This is a genomic window from Paenibacillus sp. IHB B 3084 (genome assembly GCF_001447315.1).
Taxonomy (GTDB): Bacteria; Bacillota; Bacilli; order Paenibacillales; family Paenibacillaceae; genus Paenibacillus.
This window is the reverse complement of sequence record NZ_CP013203.1, coordinates 758,815-774,179: the sequence shown is the minus strand read 5'-3', so window position 1 is coordinate 774,179 and position 15,365 is coordinate 758,815. Positions and strand designations below refer to the sequence as shown.

Genomic DNA, 15,365 nt, shown 5'->3' with positions numbered 1-15,365 from the left:
CGAATACAATAAAATCGTATCGACAGCAGAGGCTTACGACGTGGCGCTGGCTCACCGCAGTCCACTCCGTACCGACGCTTTGACTGCTTGCCTGCAAGTAGATCAATAGGCATTCATTATAACAAAGCAAGTATCGATTATAAGGACGAAGCGTGGACGAGTGGTGAGCGTAAAGGACGAAAGGGCGTGGAGGATCATGGTTAAGATCGAGACGTATTGGGAGGACTTGGGTGTAAGGCAAATCAATCGTGAGGAATCCAGGGCGTATTTTATTCCATATGGGGATACGCGGTGGGCGATGGAGGGGAAGCGAGGGCGATCTCCCTTTTACCAAACGCTGAACGGGAGCTGGAAATTCCGCTATCATGCCAGTGTACAGGGGGTTGAAAACGGGTTTTATGAGGAAGGGGCGGATGTCGGCGGATGGGACGATCTTCTTGTACCTTCCTGCTGGCAAGTAAACGGATACGACCAGCTGCATTATACGAACATCCACTATCCTTTTTCGTATAATCCGCCGTATGTGCCGGACGACAATCCGGCGGGGGTCTATGTCAGGGACTTCAATGTGCCGGTTAGCTGGGAGGAGAAGAAGCCGTTCATCGTGTTCGAGGGCGTGAACTCATGTTTTTACCTATGGGTCAACGGCCGGTTTGTCGGCTACAGTCAAGGAAGCCGGATGCCGGCGGAGTTCAATCTGACGGGCGTCTTGCGAACGGGATCGAACCGGGTTACTGTCATGGTCTTAAAGTGGTGCGATGGTTCGTATATAGAGGATCAGGACGTTTGGCGATTTTCGGGTATTTTTCGGGATGTCTATTTGCTCGCACGCGATTCGCATTACATTCGGGATGTCTACAACAAGCAAGAGTTGGCGAGTGATTTCAGCTGGGCCGTGCTGCGCTGCGAAATCGAGGCGATTGGCCCTGTTGGCGTAAAAGCGGAACTACTTGACACGGACGGTAAGCAGGTCGGTTTCCAATCGGCGGCGATCGACGGGAAGGGTATACTAGCGTTCCATGTCGAAGCGCCGGTGCTGTGGAATGCGGAATGTCCTTATTTGTACCAGTTACTCGTATACTCCGGACAAGAAGTCCTCCGATTCCACGTCGGCTTCCGCAAAATCGAAATCAAGGACGGCGTCTTTCGGATTAACGGACAGGCTGTCAAGCTAAAAGGGGTCAATCGGCATGACTCTCATCCCGAGCTGGGACAGACCATTCCCGTTCCCCACATGGTTCAAGACCTTGTCTTAATGAAGCGGTATAACATCAATACGATTCGGACTTCACATTATCCCAACGACTCGAAATTTTTGGAGCATTGCGACGAATACGGATTTTACGTCATCGACGAGGCGGACTTGGAATGCCGTGGGGTGCTGCCCGCGACGGGAACCTACCATGCCTTGACGAAGAATCCAGCCTGGCGGGACAGCTTTGTCGAACGCGCGGAACGGATGATCGAACGGGATAAAAACCACCCGTCCGTCATCATTTGGTCGATGGGGAATGAATCTGGTTTCGACGCCAATCATATCGCGATGGCGGAGTGGGCGAAAGTGCGCGATCCATCCCGTCCGATTCACTACGAAGGCGCCGCACCACGCCATCAAGGCAGCACCGAAACGGGGTGTTTGGACATGGATAGCCATATGTACGAATCGATCGAGTATATTGAGAATTATGCGAAGGACGAAACGGCTACGATGCCGCTCTTCTTATGCGAGTACAGCCATGCGATGGGCAATGGCCCCGGGGATTTGAAGGATTACTGGGACGTCATATATAAATACCCGAAGCTGATGGGCGGCTGCGTCTGGGAATGGTGCGATCACGGGATTTTGACCCGGACGGAGGACGGCACACCTTTCTTCGGCTACGGAGGCGACTTCGGGGATCGGCCAAATGACGGAAATTTCTGCATTGACGGACTCGTGTCGCCGGACCGCGTGCCGCATACCGGTCTGCTCGAGCTGAAGCAAGTGATCGCTCCAATTCGCGTGGAAGCAAAGGCGCTTGCGGAAGGAAAGCTCGATGTCACGAATCTCTACGACTTCATCGACTTATCCCACGTCATCTTCCATTGGAGGGTCGAGAAAGACGGCCAAGTCGCGGGGCAAGGCCTGCTCGAAGGGCTGTCGACGAAGCCGCACGCAACGGAAACGATATCGATCCCGGTATGCTGGCCTAAGGAATCGGAGAGCCGTTATTTCCTGACGATCTCATATCGATTGAACCGCGAGACGTCATGGGGCGGCTTGGGGCACGAAATTGCGTTCGAGCAATTCGAGCTTCCAGTCATCCAGAAGAAAGTAGACGTCGTTTCCGCTGACCGGCCCGGCATCACGGCGCGGGAAGAGGATGGGATACTGACGATCGAAGGCTTCGATTTCGTTCATCGCTTCGATTTATGCAGGGGAGCATTCACGGCGATTTCTCGGCATGGCGTGCCGCTTATCCAAGGTCCGGTCGGCTTCACCGTATGGCGCGCACCGACCGATAACGACCGCTTTGTGAAAGAGAAGTGGCTTGAGGCCGGATTTGATCGGGCGGTCACGAAGGTGTATCGCGTGGACTGGAAGCAGGAGGAAGTCGGTTCGGTCACCATTCAAGTCTCCTTCTCATTGGGCGGCCATAGCGTACCGACCATTCTCTCAGGAAACGCCGAATGGACAGTGTTGGCGACGGGGGAAATCGCGCTGTGCGTAAAAGCGAACGTGAAGGAGGACCTGTTGTATTTGCCTCGCTTCGGGCTTCAGCTCACGATGCCTGCCGGCATGGAGGAAGTAGAATACTTCGGACTCGGCCCGCACGAGAGCTATATGGACAAACGTCGAAGCGTAAAGAAAGGGCATTACCTGACGACAGTCGATGAGATGTTCGTTCTTACATTAAACCGCAAGAAAACGGCTCACGATTCGGAACAGAATGGGTCACTGTATCCAATGCACTAGGCATGGGCCTTCGTTTCAAAGGGGATGAGGCCTTCTCGTTCAATGCGGGGCATTACGGCATGGACGATCTTGCGGCTGCGGGGCACCTCCATGAGCTTACCAAGCGTAAAGAAACGTTTATCCATCTTGATTACAAGATGAGTGGGATTGGATCGAACTCTTGCGGTCCGGAGCTGCTCCAGCCATATCGTCTGGATGAAAAGGAAATTGAATTCGGTTTGTGCATCATTCCGGAGTTTAAAGCAGATGAGTAGCTATGCCTGCCGAGCAGCACAAATACGATAAGTTCAAACGGATTCGTTTGATTCCAAGATCTATATAGAACGCAATTAATAAGCTACCAAATTCACTTCAACCGCCAAATTGGGTAATAAAGGGTAACTCACCACAAGGCGGCGATGAAGATGAACAATGAAGAAATCGAGTATTTGAATACAGCGATGAAAAAGGTATCAGACAAACGACTCTACGAAAGGTATCTGGCGGTCCGACTTCGTCTGGAAGGCCATACACTGGAAGAGATCGGTGATATACTCGGACGTGCACGTCAAACCATCAGCCTCTATTGGCACACCTACCAGAAACAGGGCCTGTCCGGTCTTAAAATGGATCACTCACCTGGACAACCGACAAAACTCACGGAGGAGCAGCGTCGTCAGTTAGCCGCGATGCTGGAGCAGCATCAACCAGCCGATGTAGGTTTTGAAGCTCGGTATACCTGGACACTTCCGCTAGTGGCGGAGTGGATCAAGCAGGAGTTCGGCGTCACCATGAGCGTGCGTGGGATTAGTGCGATGCTGAAGCGGATGAACTTCAGTTTTACCAAAGCCACCTATACGCTAGCTAAAGCCGATGAAGACGCCCAAGCCTTTTTTAAAAAGCACACTTTTGCTGAGCTCAAGAGGCAAGTGGAAGCCGAAAAGATCAATCACTTGCTCTTTGAAGACGAGTCGATGATTCGCTCTTATCAAGCGTTGCAGTACAATTGGTTCCCGCGCGGCCGACAACGCAAAGTGCCTACGTACGGTAAACACGAAGGAGCCAAATTGTTTGGAGCCATTAACTATGAAACCGGTCAGGTGCATCACCGGGAAGAAGAAAAGGCCGACACAGAAGCCTTTATTCGATTTCTCCAGGATCTTCTCACTGCATATCCGAATGGAAAAATCGCTTTAATTCTGGATAACAGCCGGATTCATCATGCCATAGAGTTACAGCCTTTTTTGGAGGAACACTCGCGTCTGCAATTGGTTTTTCTGCCGCCTTACAGTCCAAACCTCAATCCAGTTGAAGGGCTGTGGTTGTGGCTCAAAGCCGATGTAGTGAACAACGTCTTTTTTGAAAAATTCTATAAGATTAAACTTCATGTCAGTCAATTTATGAAGCGAATCAATCAGCAACCGTTGGAAACGATTGATCGCCTGCTTGTCAGGTTATGATCTTAATTGCGGCCTATATAGCTGTATTTTTGCAGGTAGATGCCCGATTTTGTCCATAATTCACCATTACACGAGGAGAGATAGACGCTATGAAGAACACGCAAGTATTCCCACCCGTCAGCGACAAGCTTCCCGTCATGATGCACGGCGCCGATTACAATCCAGATCAATGGCTTCGTTATCCAGAGGTGCTCGAAGAAGATATCCGTCTGATGAAGCTTTCCGGCTGCAACGTCATGTCGATTGGCATATTCGCATGGGCCGCGCTCGAACCGACGGAAGGCACGTTTACCTTCGATTGGCTGGACCAGATGCTCGAGCGCTTCGAAGCGAACGGTATTTATGCTTGGCTGGCGACGCCGAGTGGCGCACGTCCGGCTTGGATGTCGGAGAAGTATCCTGAGGTTCGGCGGGTCGAAGCGAATCGCATCCGCAACCTGCACGGCATGCGTCACAATCACTGCTATACATCACCGGTTTACCGCGAGAAGACTTCCATCATCAACCGGAAGCTGGCGGAGCGTTACGGCGACCATCCGGCGGTCGTAGGCTGGCATATTTCCAACGAATTCGGCGGCGATTGTCATTGCAACTATTGCCAAGACGCCTTCCGGGAGTGGTTGAAAAATAAATACGGTACGCTTGAGGCGTTAAACCATGCGTGGTGGTCGACGTTCTGGGCGCATACGTACCTTGATTGGGGGCAGATCGAATCCCCTGCTCCGCACGGCGAATCCGCAGTGCACGGCCAGAATCTCGACTGGCGCCGCTTCGTGACGGACCAAACGATCGATTTCTGCCGGTACGAGATCGAAGCGATACGGAAAGCAGGGTCAGCGTTGCCGGTCACGACAAACATGCATATGTTCGAGGGTTTGGACTACCGTAAATTCGGAGATTTGCTCGACATCATTTCCTGGGACGCTTACCCGACGTGGCATGAGCATCAAGACAACGCCAAACTGGGAGCATTCGTCGCGTTCTATCACGACCTGTTTCGTTCTATCAAGGGGCGGCCGTTCCTGCTGATGGAAAGCACGCCGAGCCTGACCAACTGGCAGCCGGTCAGCAAGCTAAAGCAGCCAGGAATGCACAAACTGTCCTCATTGCAAGCCGTGGCGCACGGCTCGGATTCCGTCCAATACTTCCAATGGCGCAAAAGCCGCGGCTCCAGCGAGAAATTCCACGGCGCAGTCGTGGACCATGTCGGTCACGAGCATACGCGCGTCTTCCGCGATGTCACGGAGCTTAGCCAGACACTGGCGGGATTGATCGAGGTCGTCGGGACTTCGACGCCCGCGCAAGCGGCAATCCTGTTCGATTGGGATAACCGTTGGGCAATCAAGGATGCACAAGGGCCGCGCAACACGGGTCTCCATTACGAAGAGACTGCGTACGCTCAGCACCGCACGCTGTGGTCGCACGGCGTGCCAACCGACGTCATCGGCTCCGAGGACGACTTCGCGCCGTACAAGCTGATTGTCGCGCCCATGCTATATTTGTGCCGGGAGGAGACCGGGAAGAAGCTAGAACTTTTCGTCGAGAACGGGGGAACGCTGGTCGCGACGTACTGGTCCGGCATCGTCGACGAGCATGATCTTTGCCACCTCGGGGGTTTCCCGGGACCGCTACGCAACACGCTTGGCATTTGGGCGGAGGAGATCGAGGGCTTGTATGACGATGATCGCAACGGCGTCGTATTGGCGGCGGACAATGCGCTCGGACTGGCAGGAACATTTGAATCGCATGAACTTTGCGAGTTGATCCATACGGAGGGTGCGGAAGTGCTTGGCGTCTACACGGACAGTTTCTATGCAGGCCGTCCCGCGCTGACGGTGAACCGACTGGGCAAAGGCAGCGCCTATTACATGGCGACCCGCCTCAAGGACGATTTCCTGGACGCATTCTATGGCCGATTGGCTGAAGAGGCTGGCCTGGAGCGGGTAATCGATACAAAGCTGCCTCATGGCGTTACGGCGCAGGCGCGGACGAACGGAACGGCAGACTTCGTGTTTATCCAGAATTTCGGAGGCACGCCGCAGCGCGTCGAATTGGACGGCCGGTCCTATACAGATATGGAAACTGGCGAAGCGGCGGGTGATGCCGTCGAGCTCGGTGTAAACGGCATTCGCTTGTTGAAACGACAAGCGAAATCCTGGTAATAAGGGGAGGCAACAAGTATGACGAAAATGATCAAGGTAAAGTACATCGACAGGTGGGATCTATCCTTTCACCCTTAGGCTCGGCGTACAGATCCGGCAGGTCGACGCATCGGCTTTACGAACTATTACGTGAAAATGGACGGCAAATATGCCTTGTCAGTAAAGATGATGCCTGCATAGGGTAAAAGAATACAGTAAGAAGCCCTGTACTCTTTAAAGGGACAGGTTTCTTGCATTTCAAATAGTCAATTACTGAGAATAAACGGGCCATAATCCCCCCGTTTTTCAAGAGGATCCAGGTAGATCGCCATCTTCTTCATGTTCTGGGCGGCTGCTGTCATCAGGACTTGTTCTTTTACGTTTTGCAGACGGTGTAAACGGTAATAGCGAAACCCGTTAAGCACTTTAGCTTCAGCGAAGCTTCGCTCAATCGTTTCTTTTCGTTATCGGTATAGATATTTTTTGGATCTTCTCTGCCGGTTTATTCGAACTTCCTCTCAGATATGTCATGTTTCCAGTTTGCGGCGATTCCTGAAACGTGTACACTTCTCAAAATGCCTGTAACCGTGGCAATCCATTGTCCGGTAGGGAAGTGTTGGTTTGAGGTTTTTGCCGGAGCCGATTATCTCGGCATGGAGATTGATGTCAGCAAGGCGGCCAATGAGCGCAGCAGAAAATGATCATGAATCTGGGTATGTATCAGGATGGTACTACCTTGAAGGACCATGTATCTAAAGAAATGTATGTGAAGATCAAAGAGATTCTGAAGAAAAATGGGAATGGAAGCGAACATGCTTGATGATTCAAGCCCTAGGTAGCCGAGACTACAAACAGCAGCCTGAAATCGGCGAAGGCTGGTTACGAACCGGCTGCAGGGGGGCGACCTGTATTTCATCCAATGGACATTTGAAGATAGGAAGATCTGTTTCTTTCTCTTTTTTGGTGGTGAAGTTTTTTTAAAATGGTCTGCTTTATTTTAGTGGCATTTCTCCTTTATGCCGAAGGTTACGTTAGCTGGTTATTGCGGCTGATGCGTTTCCTGATATGATGAAGAACGAGCAGAATTAGAGGGAAAGCGAAAGCATTGGTGAGGTCCCAGTCTACCCAGTAGGCGAGGACCTCCTTGACGTAAAAAATAATATTTTTTACAATCAGATACCACAGTCCGTAAATCAGAAACGCTACTGGAAAGATCAATGGCCGGTAGGATTTTAGCTTTAGTAGCTGAGCTGTCCCTAAAACAAATGCATAAAAGAAAAGCGCTGTTTTGAAATAGGTGCTAATAATCCACGTGGTGACCATTAAAGCCTCAATCCGCTGCAGAAAATTAGCAATGTTGATTCTCCGGGCAAGAATATAGGCTCGCGATTCACGAAGCGGGGGGGAAGGCAGGAGCTCAACTCTGGCTTGGAGGCCTGGCTGTGGGAAGCGATCCTGAGCAAATGATCATTATTCCAAGTCCCATACTGTTGCCGGGAACAGAGTACACTATCCCGGGAGCAAACCTAGAGAATATACAAGAAGTGGTCAAAGCATTTGGAGAAGCTTCCAAAAGGGCAGTAGAAGCAGGCTTCGACACCATCGAATTTCACGCTGGTCATAATCACACCCCTCATTCCTTTCTCAGCTCCCATTTTAATTTTTGAAAAGTTTTACCAAGGGGATCGATCCAGATCAAAAGAAGGAAATGGTTTGGGTCTTGCGTTGGTTTATCGTATCGTTCGTTTATGTAATGGGAAAATCCAGGTAAACAGTGAGCCAGACAAAGGCAGTGAATTTATTGTGACGTTTTCCACGGATAAGTCCAGCTGATCGGAATAACATCAATGGACGTTTTTCGCTTCCAATAGAAGTTGTGAGCAAAACCGCCTGAACACCGTACGTCATATAATTCTGTTTAAAAAAGAAGAAGGTAAGACAAGAGACCTGACTTACCTTCTTCTTTCGATAATTAGGCCTGAGACTCGCGGAGCTTTTTCTCCTTTTCAACAAAAAAGTTATAGAGCGCGCCAATCAGGTTTGCGTCGCTTCGAAAAGTACATTGAGCAATCTTCGGATTCGCTATGTGCAGTGGATTTACTCTCTTGATCTCTCCTAGAGCCCACTCCAGACGCTTAATCAGTATGAGTTGGGCGCTAATCCCCCCTCCGATGGCAAATAGTTCTGGGTCGAGAATATACTGAAGGTTCATAATGTGTGCAGCTACCTTTAGGCAGTACTCATCGAAAACTTTCGTAGCATCCGGGTCATCTGAATTTATGAACTCAAAGACTGCTTCACCGTTTGACGGGTCCTCCAGACCTTTAATTTCGCCAATCTTTTGTACCATGGCTACAGCAGAGCATTCTAGTCCAAAGAAGGTAGCCTCGCAGGTTACTGAGTCCATATGAACTGGATCGAATCATTACAGATCGCTATTCATTATATGGAGATCATTTACTCGAAAAACGATTGAGTAGATCTTTTCATGGGACATCAGATACCTATAATCTTGGGATGTACCCAATTCAGAATGCTGGACTGTGCTAGATCTTGTTGAAGAGCATTAGGGACTACTCCAACTCAACTGAAAATTGATACAACCATTCGTCAATGCTGTGGTCAGGTACATTTAAAGCACGGTAGGTCGCTGGAACATCTGGGTATCCCCCTACATCTTCCTGACTATCAATTATCTTTCCTCTACCAGCTAGAAAATCGGAGATAATTCGTTGATCTGTTGCATCCCGGTCCTCCGGCCTTGCTCCTGCATGCTCAGTGACCTCCTTTACTACTGCCGAGGCAGCTAGTGCTTCAAGTCCTTCAACCCAAACAGGTGGATTGTCAAGCTCCTGAATTCCGCCAAAAGTCAGCGGGACTGACTTGCCATTTCGGTCATAAGCAAGATTATCTTTGAGGTAAGCCCAGCCGCTTTTACTGTTCGTTCCGACAATTCCTAACCCTTTAATCGTATCTACTCCATGCTGCATGTAATTCCCGACGATACTGACTCTAGGGCCTTCCGGTTTGATCCCCGTATTCGCCCATTCATTCTCCACGAATCCGAGTCGAATAGCCCATTTTCCCGGATTATAAATGACATTATTAACAATTACGCCCGTTGAGAATGCTTTGAACCACGGATTACGTTCCATGTTATGGGCATAAAGGTTTCCGATGACTGCCACGTCCTGGACGTAGTCATGAACGAGCGTGCCCATGGAATGGGGGCCCTTCTCATGAACGGAATTATACAGGCCCTCGGCGATAATACTATTGCTGAGTGTTACACGGTGGGTAGTCGCCTTGGTTCCGCTGGTACGAGGACCTGAGAAGGACATGTTCTCATCCACTCCCCATGAAAAGGAGCAATGGTCAATGACAATGTTATAAGCGGAGGCTCCGTAAGTGGATACATCTGGCTCAAAGCCTGCACCTTGAGTGCTGTCACCGTTGCCCATCCGAAACCGGACATGCTGCATCAACACATCATGCGTTCTGATCTGCAAACCTCCCTGGATGAATGTAATGCCAGGGGAGGGGGCCGTCTGACCTGCGATAGTCACGTAGGGTTCTCTCAGCTCAAGACGCTCCTTTTCTAGATTTATGACACCGCCGACTTCAAATACAATAATCCGCGGTCCCTTGGTTTCTAATGCCGCACGAAATGAGCCTGGGCCGTCATTGTTCAGGTTGGTCACTTTGATTACCTTTCCGCCCCGGCCTGCTGGAGTGTCAGTCCCGTATCCCACAGCTCCCGGGAACACCGGTTGTGCTCCGGCTTCACCCGCTGTTACAGCCCCCATCATACATACCCACAACAACAACATACATAAGCCTACCTTCCATCCTTGTTGCAAACAGCTTCGTACATCCATCTAGGATATTCCTCCTTTTTTTCTTATACTAAAGATAATATATATATCCTAATATAACTTTTTTTGAGAGTAGTTCCAACTATTTTAGCACAAAAAAGATTATGAACCAGCCACTATTGTCGATTTTGTGTTTTCTATAAAACTAAAAAATACCCTATCAACTTAATGCTGCTGGTAGGGTATTTACTATCCCAAGCGCTTGGGATTACTCCGTAGTAACGGACGATTGGGTAGCCGTAATTGAGTTTGTCCCTTAGAATCAACCGCAGGCGCTACATAAACTGGGAGCATTCGTCGCGTTCTATCACGACCTGTTTCGTTCTATCAAGGAGCCGCCGTTCCTGTTGATGGAAAGCACGCCGAGCCTGACCGATTGGCAGCCGGGCATGCACAAACTGTCCTCGTTGCAAGCCGTGGCGCGCGGCTTGCAACGAAATGCCAATGGCAATGTGTGCTGAAGGTGGCAAAGATACTGATATTTGATCCATAAGCCCTAGTGATAACCGGGGAACTGGATAAGATAATGAGTTTGTGTAATCTAGATAGCAAAAGGTCTGTTAAGAATTTTTGTAGATTATTTTTGAAGAGATCTCCCACAAGTAAAATTTTTATTTTTTAGGGTAGGTGGTTGCCAACTAGTTCAGAAGCATTTGACCTCAATTTTAGAAACGTAAGTTTCTGTTAAGCCGCAAAATTGATAAATGACATTTTACAATACAGTCTATATAAGAAGTGACAAATGATAATACAGAAAGTGTCATTTTCATGACACAGAAAGTGGCGTTTATAGGCCTTTTTAGTGACAAAACTTGAATTAGATGTCAGTGCCTGCGACCTTGATGGTTCAGGCATTTTTTACTTTTATATAAACCGCAATTAAGATTATAACCTGACCAGTAGGCGATCTATCGTTTCATAAACTGGCTGACATGAAGCTTGATCTTGTAGAACTTCTCAAAAAACACGTTATTGACCACGTCGGATTTAGGCCACAATCATAGTCCCTCGACCGGGTTCAAGTTGGGACTATATGGCGGCAGAAAGACCAAGCGCAGGCGCGGATGTTCCTTCAGGAAAGGCTGTAACCCGGCAGCATGGTGAATCCGGCTGTTGTCTAGAATCATTTTTCCGGTAGAGTACGCCAACAGAAGATCCTGAACTCCCAGCATCTACTGATATGTACACCCAACAAGTGATACCGAACTAAATTGCATGGTTTGTTTACAAAATGGCTCGAGGTCTTATACATGGAATTGTACGGTTAATTTAGACGATAAACTCTGTAAACATCGGACTTCGTAGCAACCCGCTTTATTTAGAGATTTATTCCCAGCAAGTGATTAATTTATTTATAAAATCATCGAAGCTATGAATAGAAGATAACAGATTAACATTTTTATCATCCGTTAATATGGTGGCAAATGCATCAAATACATCGCGGAATATTTTTCGATCCTCTCCGCATACGGTGAGTAATAATACAATTTTCACGGTAGAAGTATCCCACCTAATCCCATTCGGATTCAAATAAATGAACATACCTGTTTTGTGAGATTCCATTTTTATCGCATGAGGAAGAGCAACTTGTCCGAACGCAGTGGATGACATAGTTTCCCGTTCCATAATTTTGCCAAAAAAATCATCGTCCGTATAACCATCCTGATTCATAATTTGGCATATAAAACGTAAAACGTCTTCTTTATCAGACCATTTTGTGGAGTTGTAAAAATGTCTTTCGTCTAAAAAAGATTTTAAATGGATCTTAAATTGATTTTTCTTTTTTTGTTCTTTTAATTCAAATATTTTGTTCGATACTTTTTCTCGATCATTTTCTACAAAGAATGGGGTAATGACTACATAGGGCACTTCTGGAATTTTATGCAATTGGGAAGCGGAAATAATAAAATCGCTTGTTACATAATTCAAATCACTTTCATCCGTTACAATGGAATGAATAGAAATATCATCCCCAAAATACTGTTGCAATTTATTAATTATTTGAACATTCATATTATAGTAAAGAGGAAACAGCACTGTGCACGAGATTTTTACGTTAGTTTGCCTTTGCAATTCAATAGCATACCCTAGGTGAAAAGCTAAATAAGCAATTTCATCATCGCTAATGATATAACCGGTTTTTTCTTTAATCACATGTGAAGCATGAACAGCACAATCATAAATGAGCGGGCATTCTCTTTTTATCGTGTTTGTTAATGGATTTTTCGTTGAATGATGATTATTCAGTCTCATTAAAAGGTTTTTTACATGCAGTGTAAAACGCGTAATAAAATCAGAATCGGCAATACTGATATAGTAATACTTTTCTAAGTCAATGGCGATTTCACTTACCAAATCAATACAATCTTTACCGGCAATGTTTTCCAGATCACTTACTTCAATTTGCGTAAAGTTAACATTAGTACCATTACACGAAATTAAGATCGCCGAATCCGTTATTTCTTCTTCTGAATATTTTATATGAAAATAGGATTCTAATTTAAAGGCGATTTCTTTGGCGATTAAATATGCGGTGTTGTCGACGTTATAATTCACAGGCTTATTTAAAAACTGAAAATCATGTTTCATTCTGTCCAATGCAATGGTGATGTGGATGATCACATTGGTTAAATAATAATCATTCGTAAAAAAGTGATGGGCAGAAAAAGTTTCAACGACGACTTCCCGAATGTAATCGATATTTAACTCTTTATAAAATCCTTTGATTTTATCAATGTCTATAAAACTTCCGTTGGCCTCTTCGTACAAAATACTGCTCATTAGCTTGCGCTTATCTTTTTCTTTTCCTAGTAAGCCTATATGATCCTTAACCAAAAGTAATTCTAAATTATTTTTGGCAAGCTTTTCTTTGATCAGCTTTAAATCAAGCCTAAGCGTTGACTCGCTGATAAACAGAGCGTCGCTTAAATCGTGAATATAAATGGGCTCATTGATTTGCACAAGTTTTTTCAGAATATACGCCATTCTTTCGGATTGGGTTTGCGGGATTGCTTTTTGTTCACTGGTTAGAAACCTATTTACTTGATCGGTATTGACCTTATAACCTTTATTCGAAGATAGGATTAACCCGTGGTGAATTGCATTAATCTCACTTATATAAGATTTGATGGTCCGTTTGGACACGTCATATTTGTCCGCCAAACTTTGCGATGAAATCCATTCATTGTTATATGGGATTAAATATTGAATCAAATCAACATACTGCGTTTTCATTTATGATTCCTCACTTTAAAATGTTGCACCATAGGGGTGCAGTTTTTTATTTGAGCCCGTTTTAGGGTTTGTATTATAGTTTGGTTGTAACAAAGATAGCGCTGTCAAATCATTATAAATAAAAGCAAGGAGGATTACCATGGGAAATACAAAAGAAATGTTAAACGTGTTGTTAGTTTGCGGGTCCGGAGCAAGTTCCGGTTTTATGGCTGCCAATATTAGAAAGGCCGCTAAAAAGAGAAACCTGAATATGGATATTAAAGCCAGAGGGGAAGCGGAAATTGAAAATTACATCCAAGATATCGATGCTTTGTTAGTCGGTCCCCACTTGGCTTATGTCATTGATGAAATCAAAGAACTTACCAAAGATACCGATGTCAAAGTGCTCTTAATGAAGTCTTCTTATTATTCCACTTTAGATGGAGAAGCCGCTTTAGATCATTTGCTGAGTGAGTTGAACAGTTAAAGGGGATAAGAAAAATGAATAAATTAATGGAATGGCTTAAAAATGACTTCTCTCCGAAGATGAATAAAATCAATAACAATGTATGGGTAGTAACACTCAAGGATTCCGTCATGCAATTATTGCCTTTTATTCTTTTAGGATCGGTATTTTGTCTTCTGACTATACCTGGAGATGTATATCAAATCAAAAACTACCCTGATTTTTGGGTTCCCTTTGGATGGACGATGGGCATGCTTTCGCTGCTGGTTTCTTTCCTGATTCCATTTAATTTGATGGAAAAGAAGAAGTTAAGAAAACAGCGCTTTATTGCCGGCTGCACGAGTATGATTACTTTTTTAATCATTATTACTCCCCAAGTCATAAAAGACGGGACGATTGGCTTCACTCATAAATCTTTAGGCACCGGGGGCATGTTTGTCGCCATCATCGCCGCTCTTTTTACCGGTTATATCATGAGTCTGTTCGGAAAATTCTCTTTTTTCAAAGAAGATTCCATCATACCGGACTTTGTCAGATCCTGGTTTGATTCCATGCTTCCCATTGGGGTAACTTTAACTCTGGCTTGGGTGTTGGTCGATCTCGTTCATATTGATATATATAACATCATTTTAAATATTTTTATGCCGTTGGCCAGCGTGGTAGAGACGCCTTGGGGATTCATGTTAATCTTGTTTATCGGTTGTTTCTTATATTCCATGGGGATTTCCGGTTGGGTGTTAACTCCTGTAACCAAACCTATTTTTCTGGCGGCCATTACCGCAAACGCTACCATGGGGGCGCATAATATCGTAACGGCTGAAACGATTTATTCGGCATACCTGTGGGTTGGAGGCGTGGGTTGTACGTTGCCGCTTGCCATTATGCACGTGTTTTCTAAAAGCAACAAGTTAAAAGCGCTGGGACGCGCAAGTTTAGTCCCTTCTATCTTTAATATCAACGAGCCTTTAGTATTTGGTTCTGTCGTATGGAATCCCATTTTGATGCTGCCGATGTGGCTCATCGGTTTAATTTTACCGTTGATCGTTTGGGTCGGAACCAAAGTCATTCACTTTGGCCCCATCCCGAAAGTTGTTTTCGATATGTGGTACGCACCTTTTCCAATTTCCACGTGGATTACAACGGGAACCATTACAGGCATTATTTTGATGTTAATTTGTGTCGCGGTATCCACACTGATTTGGTATCCATTTTTCAAAACCTACGAAAAACAAGAACTTGAAAAAGAATTACAGCAAACCAATTAATCTGTTAAGG

10 protein-coding genes and 4 pseudogenes are annotated in these 15,365 nt (G+C 46.4%); 8 read left to right on the top strand and 6 right to left on the bottom strand.

Annotated features, from left to right (window positions below):
- The first annotated feature begins 196 nt into the window (after positions 1-196).
- The 3 genes and pseudogenes from ASL14_RS03625 to ASL14_RS03615 all read left to right on the top strand — a co-directional run bounded on the left by ASL14_RS03625 (position 197) and on the right by ASL14_RS03615 (position 6,557).
- Positions 197-3,210 (top strand): annotated as a pseudogene (locus ASL14_RS03625) (glycoside hydrolase family 2 TIM barrel-domain containing protein).
- A gap of 144 nt (positions 3,211-3,354) precedes the next feature.
- Positions 3,355-4,395 carry an IS630 family transposase gene (locus tag ASL14_RS03620; RefSeq protein ID WP_134910485.1) on the top strand — a complete coding sequence of 347 codons (1,041 nt, stop codon included), beginning with the start codon at positions 3,355-3,357 and terminating at the stop codon, positions 4,393-4,395.
- An 89-nt stretch (positions 4,396-4,484) separates the two neighbouring features.
- Positions 4,485-6,557 (top strand): beta-galactosidase, encoded by a 2,073-nt coding sequence (locus ASL14_RS03615; RefSeq protein WP_134910484.1) that lies wholly within the window; start codon positions 4,485-4,487, stop codon positions 6,555-6,557.
- Positions 6,558-6,853: 296 nt separating this feature from the next.
- Here the strand turns inward: ASL14_RS03615 and ASL14_RS29450 are convergent.
- Together ASL14_RS29450 and ASL14_RS03605 are read right to left on the bottom strand one after the other, a co-directional pair.
- Positions 6,854-7,000, bottom strand: a pseudogene (locus ASL14_RS29450) (transposase); the annotation flags it as partial.
- Between the two features lie 562 nt (positions 7,001-7,562).
- The gene (locus tag ASL14_RS03605; RefSeq protein WP_223264314.1) at positions 7,563-7,898 is read right to left on the bottom strand and encodes a GerAB/ArcD/ProY family transporter; all 336 of its coding nucleotides are present in this window, start codon (positions 7,896-7,898) and stop codon (positions 7,563-7,565) included.
- Positions 7,899-7,978: 80 nt separating this feature from the next.
- Between ASL14_RS03605 and ASL14_RS03600 the strand changes: the two genes are divergently transcribed.
- A complete protein-coding gene (locus ASL14_RS03600; RefSeq protein WP_237171609.1) occupies positions 7,979-8,203 on the top strand; it encodes an oxidoreductase in 225 nt (74 codons plus the stop codon).
- Positions 8,204-8,249: 46 nt separating this feature from the next.
- Positions 8,250-8,369: an ATP-binding protein gene (locus ASL14_RS03595; RefSeq protein ID WP_269465362.1), complete on the top strand. Its 120-nt coding sequence runs from the start codon at positions 8,250-8,252 to the stop codon at positions 8,367-8,369.
- Positions 8,370-8,508: 139 nt separating this feature from the next.
- Here ASL14_RS03595 and ASL14_RS03590 read toward each other — a convergent pair whose 3' ends face one another.
- Positions 8,509-8,943 (bottom strand): ROK family protein, encoded by a 435-nt coding sequence (locus tag ASL14_RS03590; RefSeq protein ID WP_134910482.1) that lies wholly within the window; start codon positions 8,941-8,943, stop codon positions 8,509-8,511.
- A 166-nt stretch (positions 8,944-9,109) separates the two neighbouring features.
- On the bottom strand, positions 9,110-10,414 hold the full coding sequence (locus ASL14_RS03585; RefSeq protein ID WP_134910481.1) for a pectate lyase family protein: 1,305 nt from the start codon (positions 10,412-10,414) through the stop codon (positions 9,110-9,112).
- Between the two features lie 278 nt (positions 10,415-10,692).
- Here ASL14_RS03585 and ASL14_RS29445 point away from each other — a divergent pair.
- Positions 10,693-10,839: pseudogene (locus ASL14_RS29445) on the top strand (beta-galactosidase); the annotation flags it as partial.
- 480 nt (positions 10,840-11,319) lie between these two features.
- Here ASL14_RS29445 and ASL14_RS27725 read toward each other — a convergent pair.
- Together ASL14_RS27725 and ASL14_RS03570 are read right to left on the bottom strand one after the other, a co-directional pair.
- Positions 11,320-11,574 (bottom strand): annotated as a pseudogene (locus tag ASL14_RS27725) (transposase); the annotation flags it as partial.
- Between the two features lie 163 nt (positions 11,575-11,737).
- Positions 11,738-13,645: a BglG family transcription antiterminator gene (locus tag ASL14_RS03570; RefSeq protein WP_134910479.1), complete on the bottom strand. Its 1,908-nt coding sequence runs from the start codon at positions 13,643-13,645 to the stop codon at positions 11,738-11,740.
- 157 nt (positions 13,646-13,802) lie between these two features.
- On the opposite strand from ASL14_RS03570, the gene ASL14_RS03565 reads away from it, so the two are divergent.
- Both ASL14_RS03565 and ASL14_RS03560 read left to right on the top strand, forming a co-directional pair.
- A complete protein-coding gene (locus ASL14_RS03565; RefSeq protein ID WP_223264313.1) occupies positions 13,803-14,111 on the top strand; it encodes a PTS sugar transporter subunit IIB in 309 nt (102 codons plus the stop codon).
- A gap of 14 nt (positions 14,112-14,125) precedes the next feature.
- Entirely contained in the window at positions 14,126-15,355 is a 1,230-nt protein-coding gene (locus tag ASL14_RS03560) for a PTS sugar transporter subunit IIC (RefSeq protein WP_134910477.1), read from the top strand.
- Positions 15,356-15,365: the final 10 nt, after the last annotated feature.

What these genes read in the sequence shown, in the direction of transcription:
- ASL14_RS03570 (WP_134910479.1), bottom strand. Translation starts at nt 13,645, where the DNA reads ATGAAAACGCAGTATGTTGATTTGATTCAATATTTAATCCCATATAAC.
- ASL14_RS03585 (WP_134910481.1), bottom strand. Translation starts at nt 10,414, where the DNA reads ATGGATGTACGAAGCTGTTTGCAACAAGGATGGAAGGTAGGCTTATGT.
- ASL14_RS03560 (WP_134910477.1), top strand. Translation starts at nt 14,126, where the DNA reads ATGAATAAATTAATGGAATGGCTTAAAAATGACTTCTCTCCGAAGATG.
- ASL14_RS03590 (WP_134910482.1), bottom strand. Translation starts at nt 8,943, where the DNA reads ATGGACTCAGTAACCTGCGAGGCTACCTTCTTTGGACTAGAATGCTCT.
- ASL14_RS03620 (WP_134910485.1), top strand. Translation starts at nt 3,355, where the DNA reads ATGAAGATGAACAATGAAGAAATCGAGTATTTGAATACAGCGATGAAA.
- ASL14_RS03615 (WP_134910484.1), top strand. Translation starts at nt 4,485, where the DNA reads ATGAAGAACACGCAAGTATTCCCACCCGTCAGCGACAAGCTTCCCGTC.
- ASL14_RS03565 (WP_223264313.1), top strand. Translation starts at nt 13,803, where the DNA reads ATGTTAAACGTGTTGTTAGTTTGCGGGTCCGGAGCAAGTTCCGGTTTT.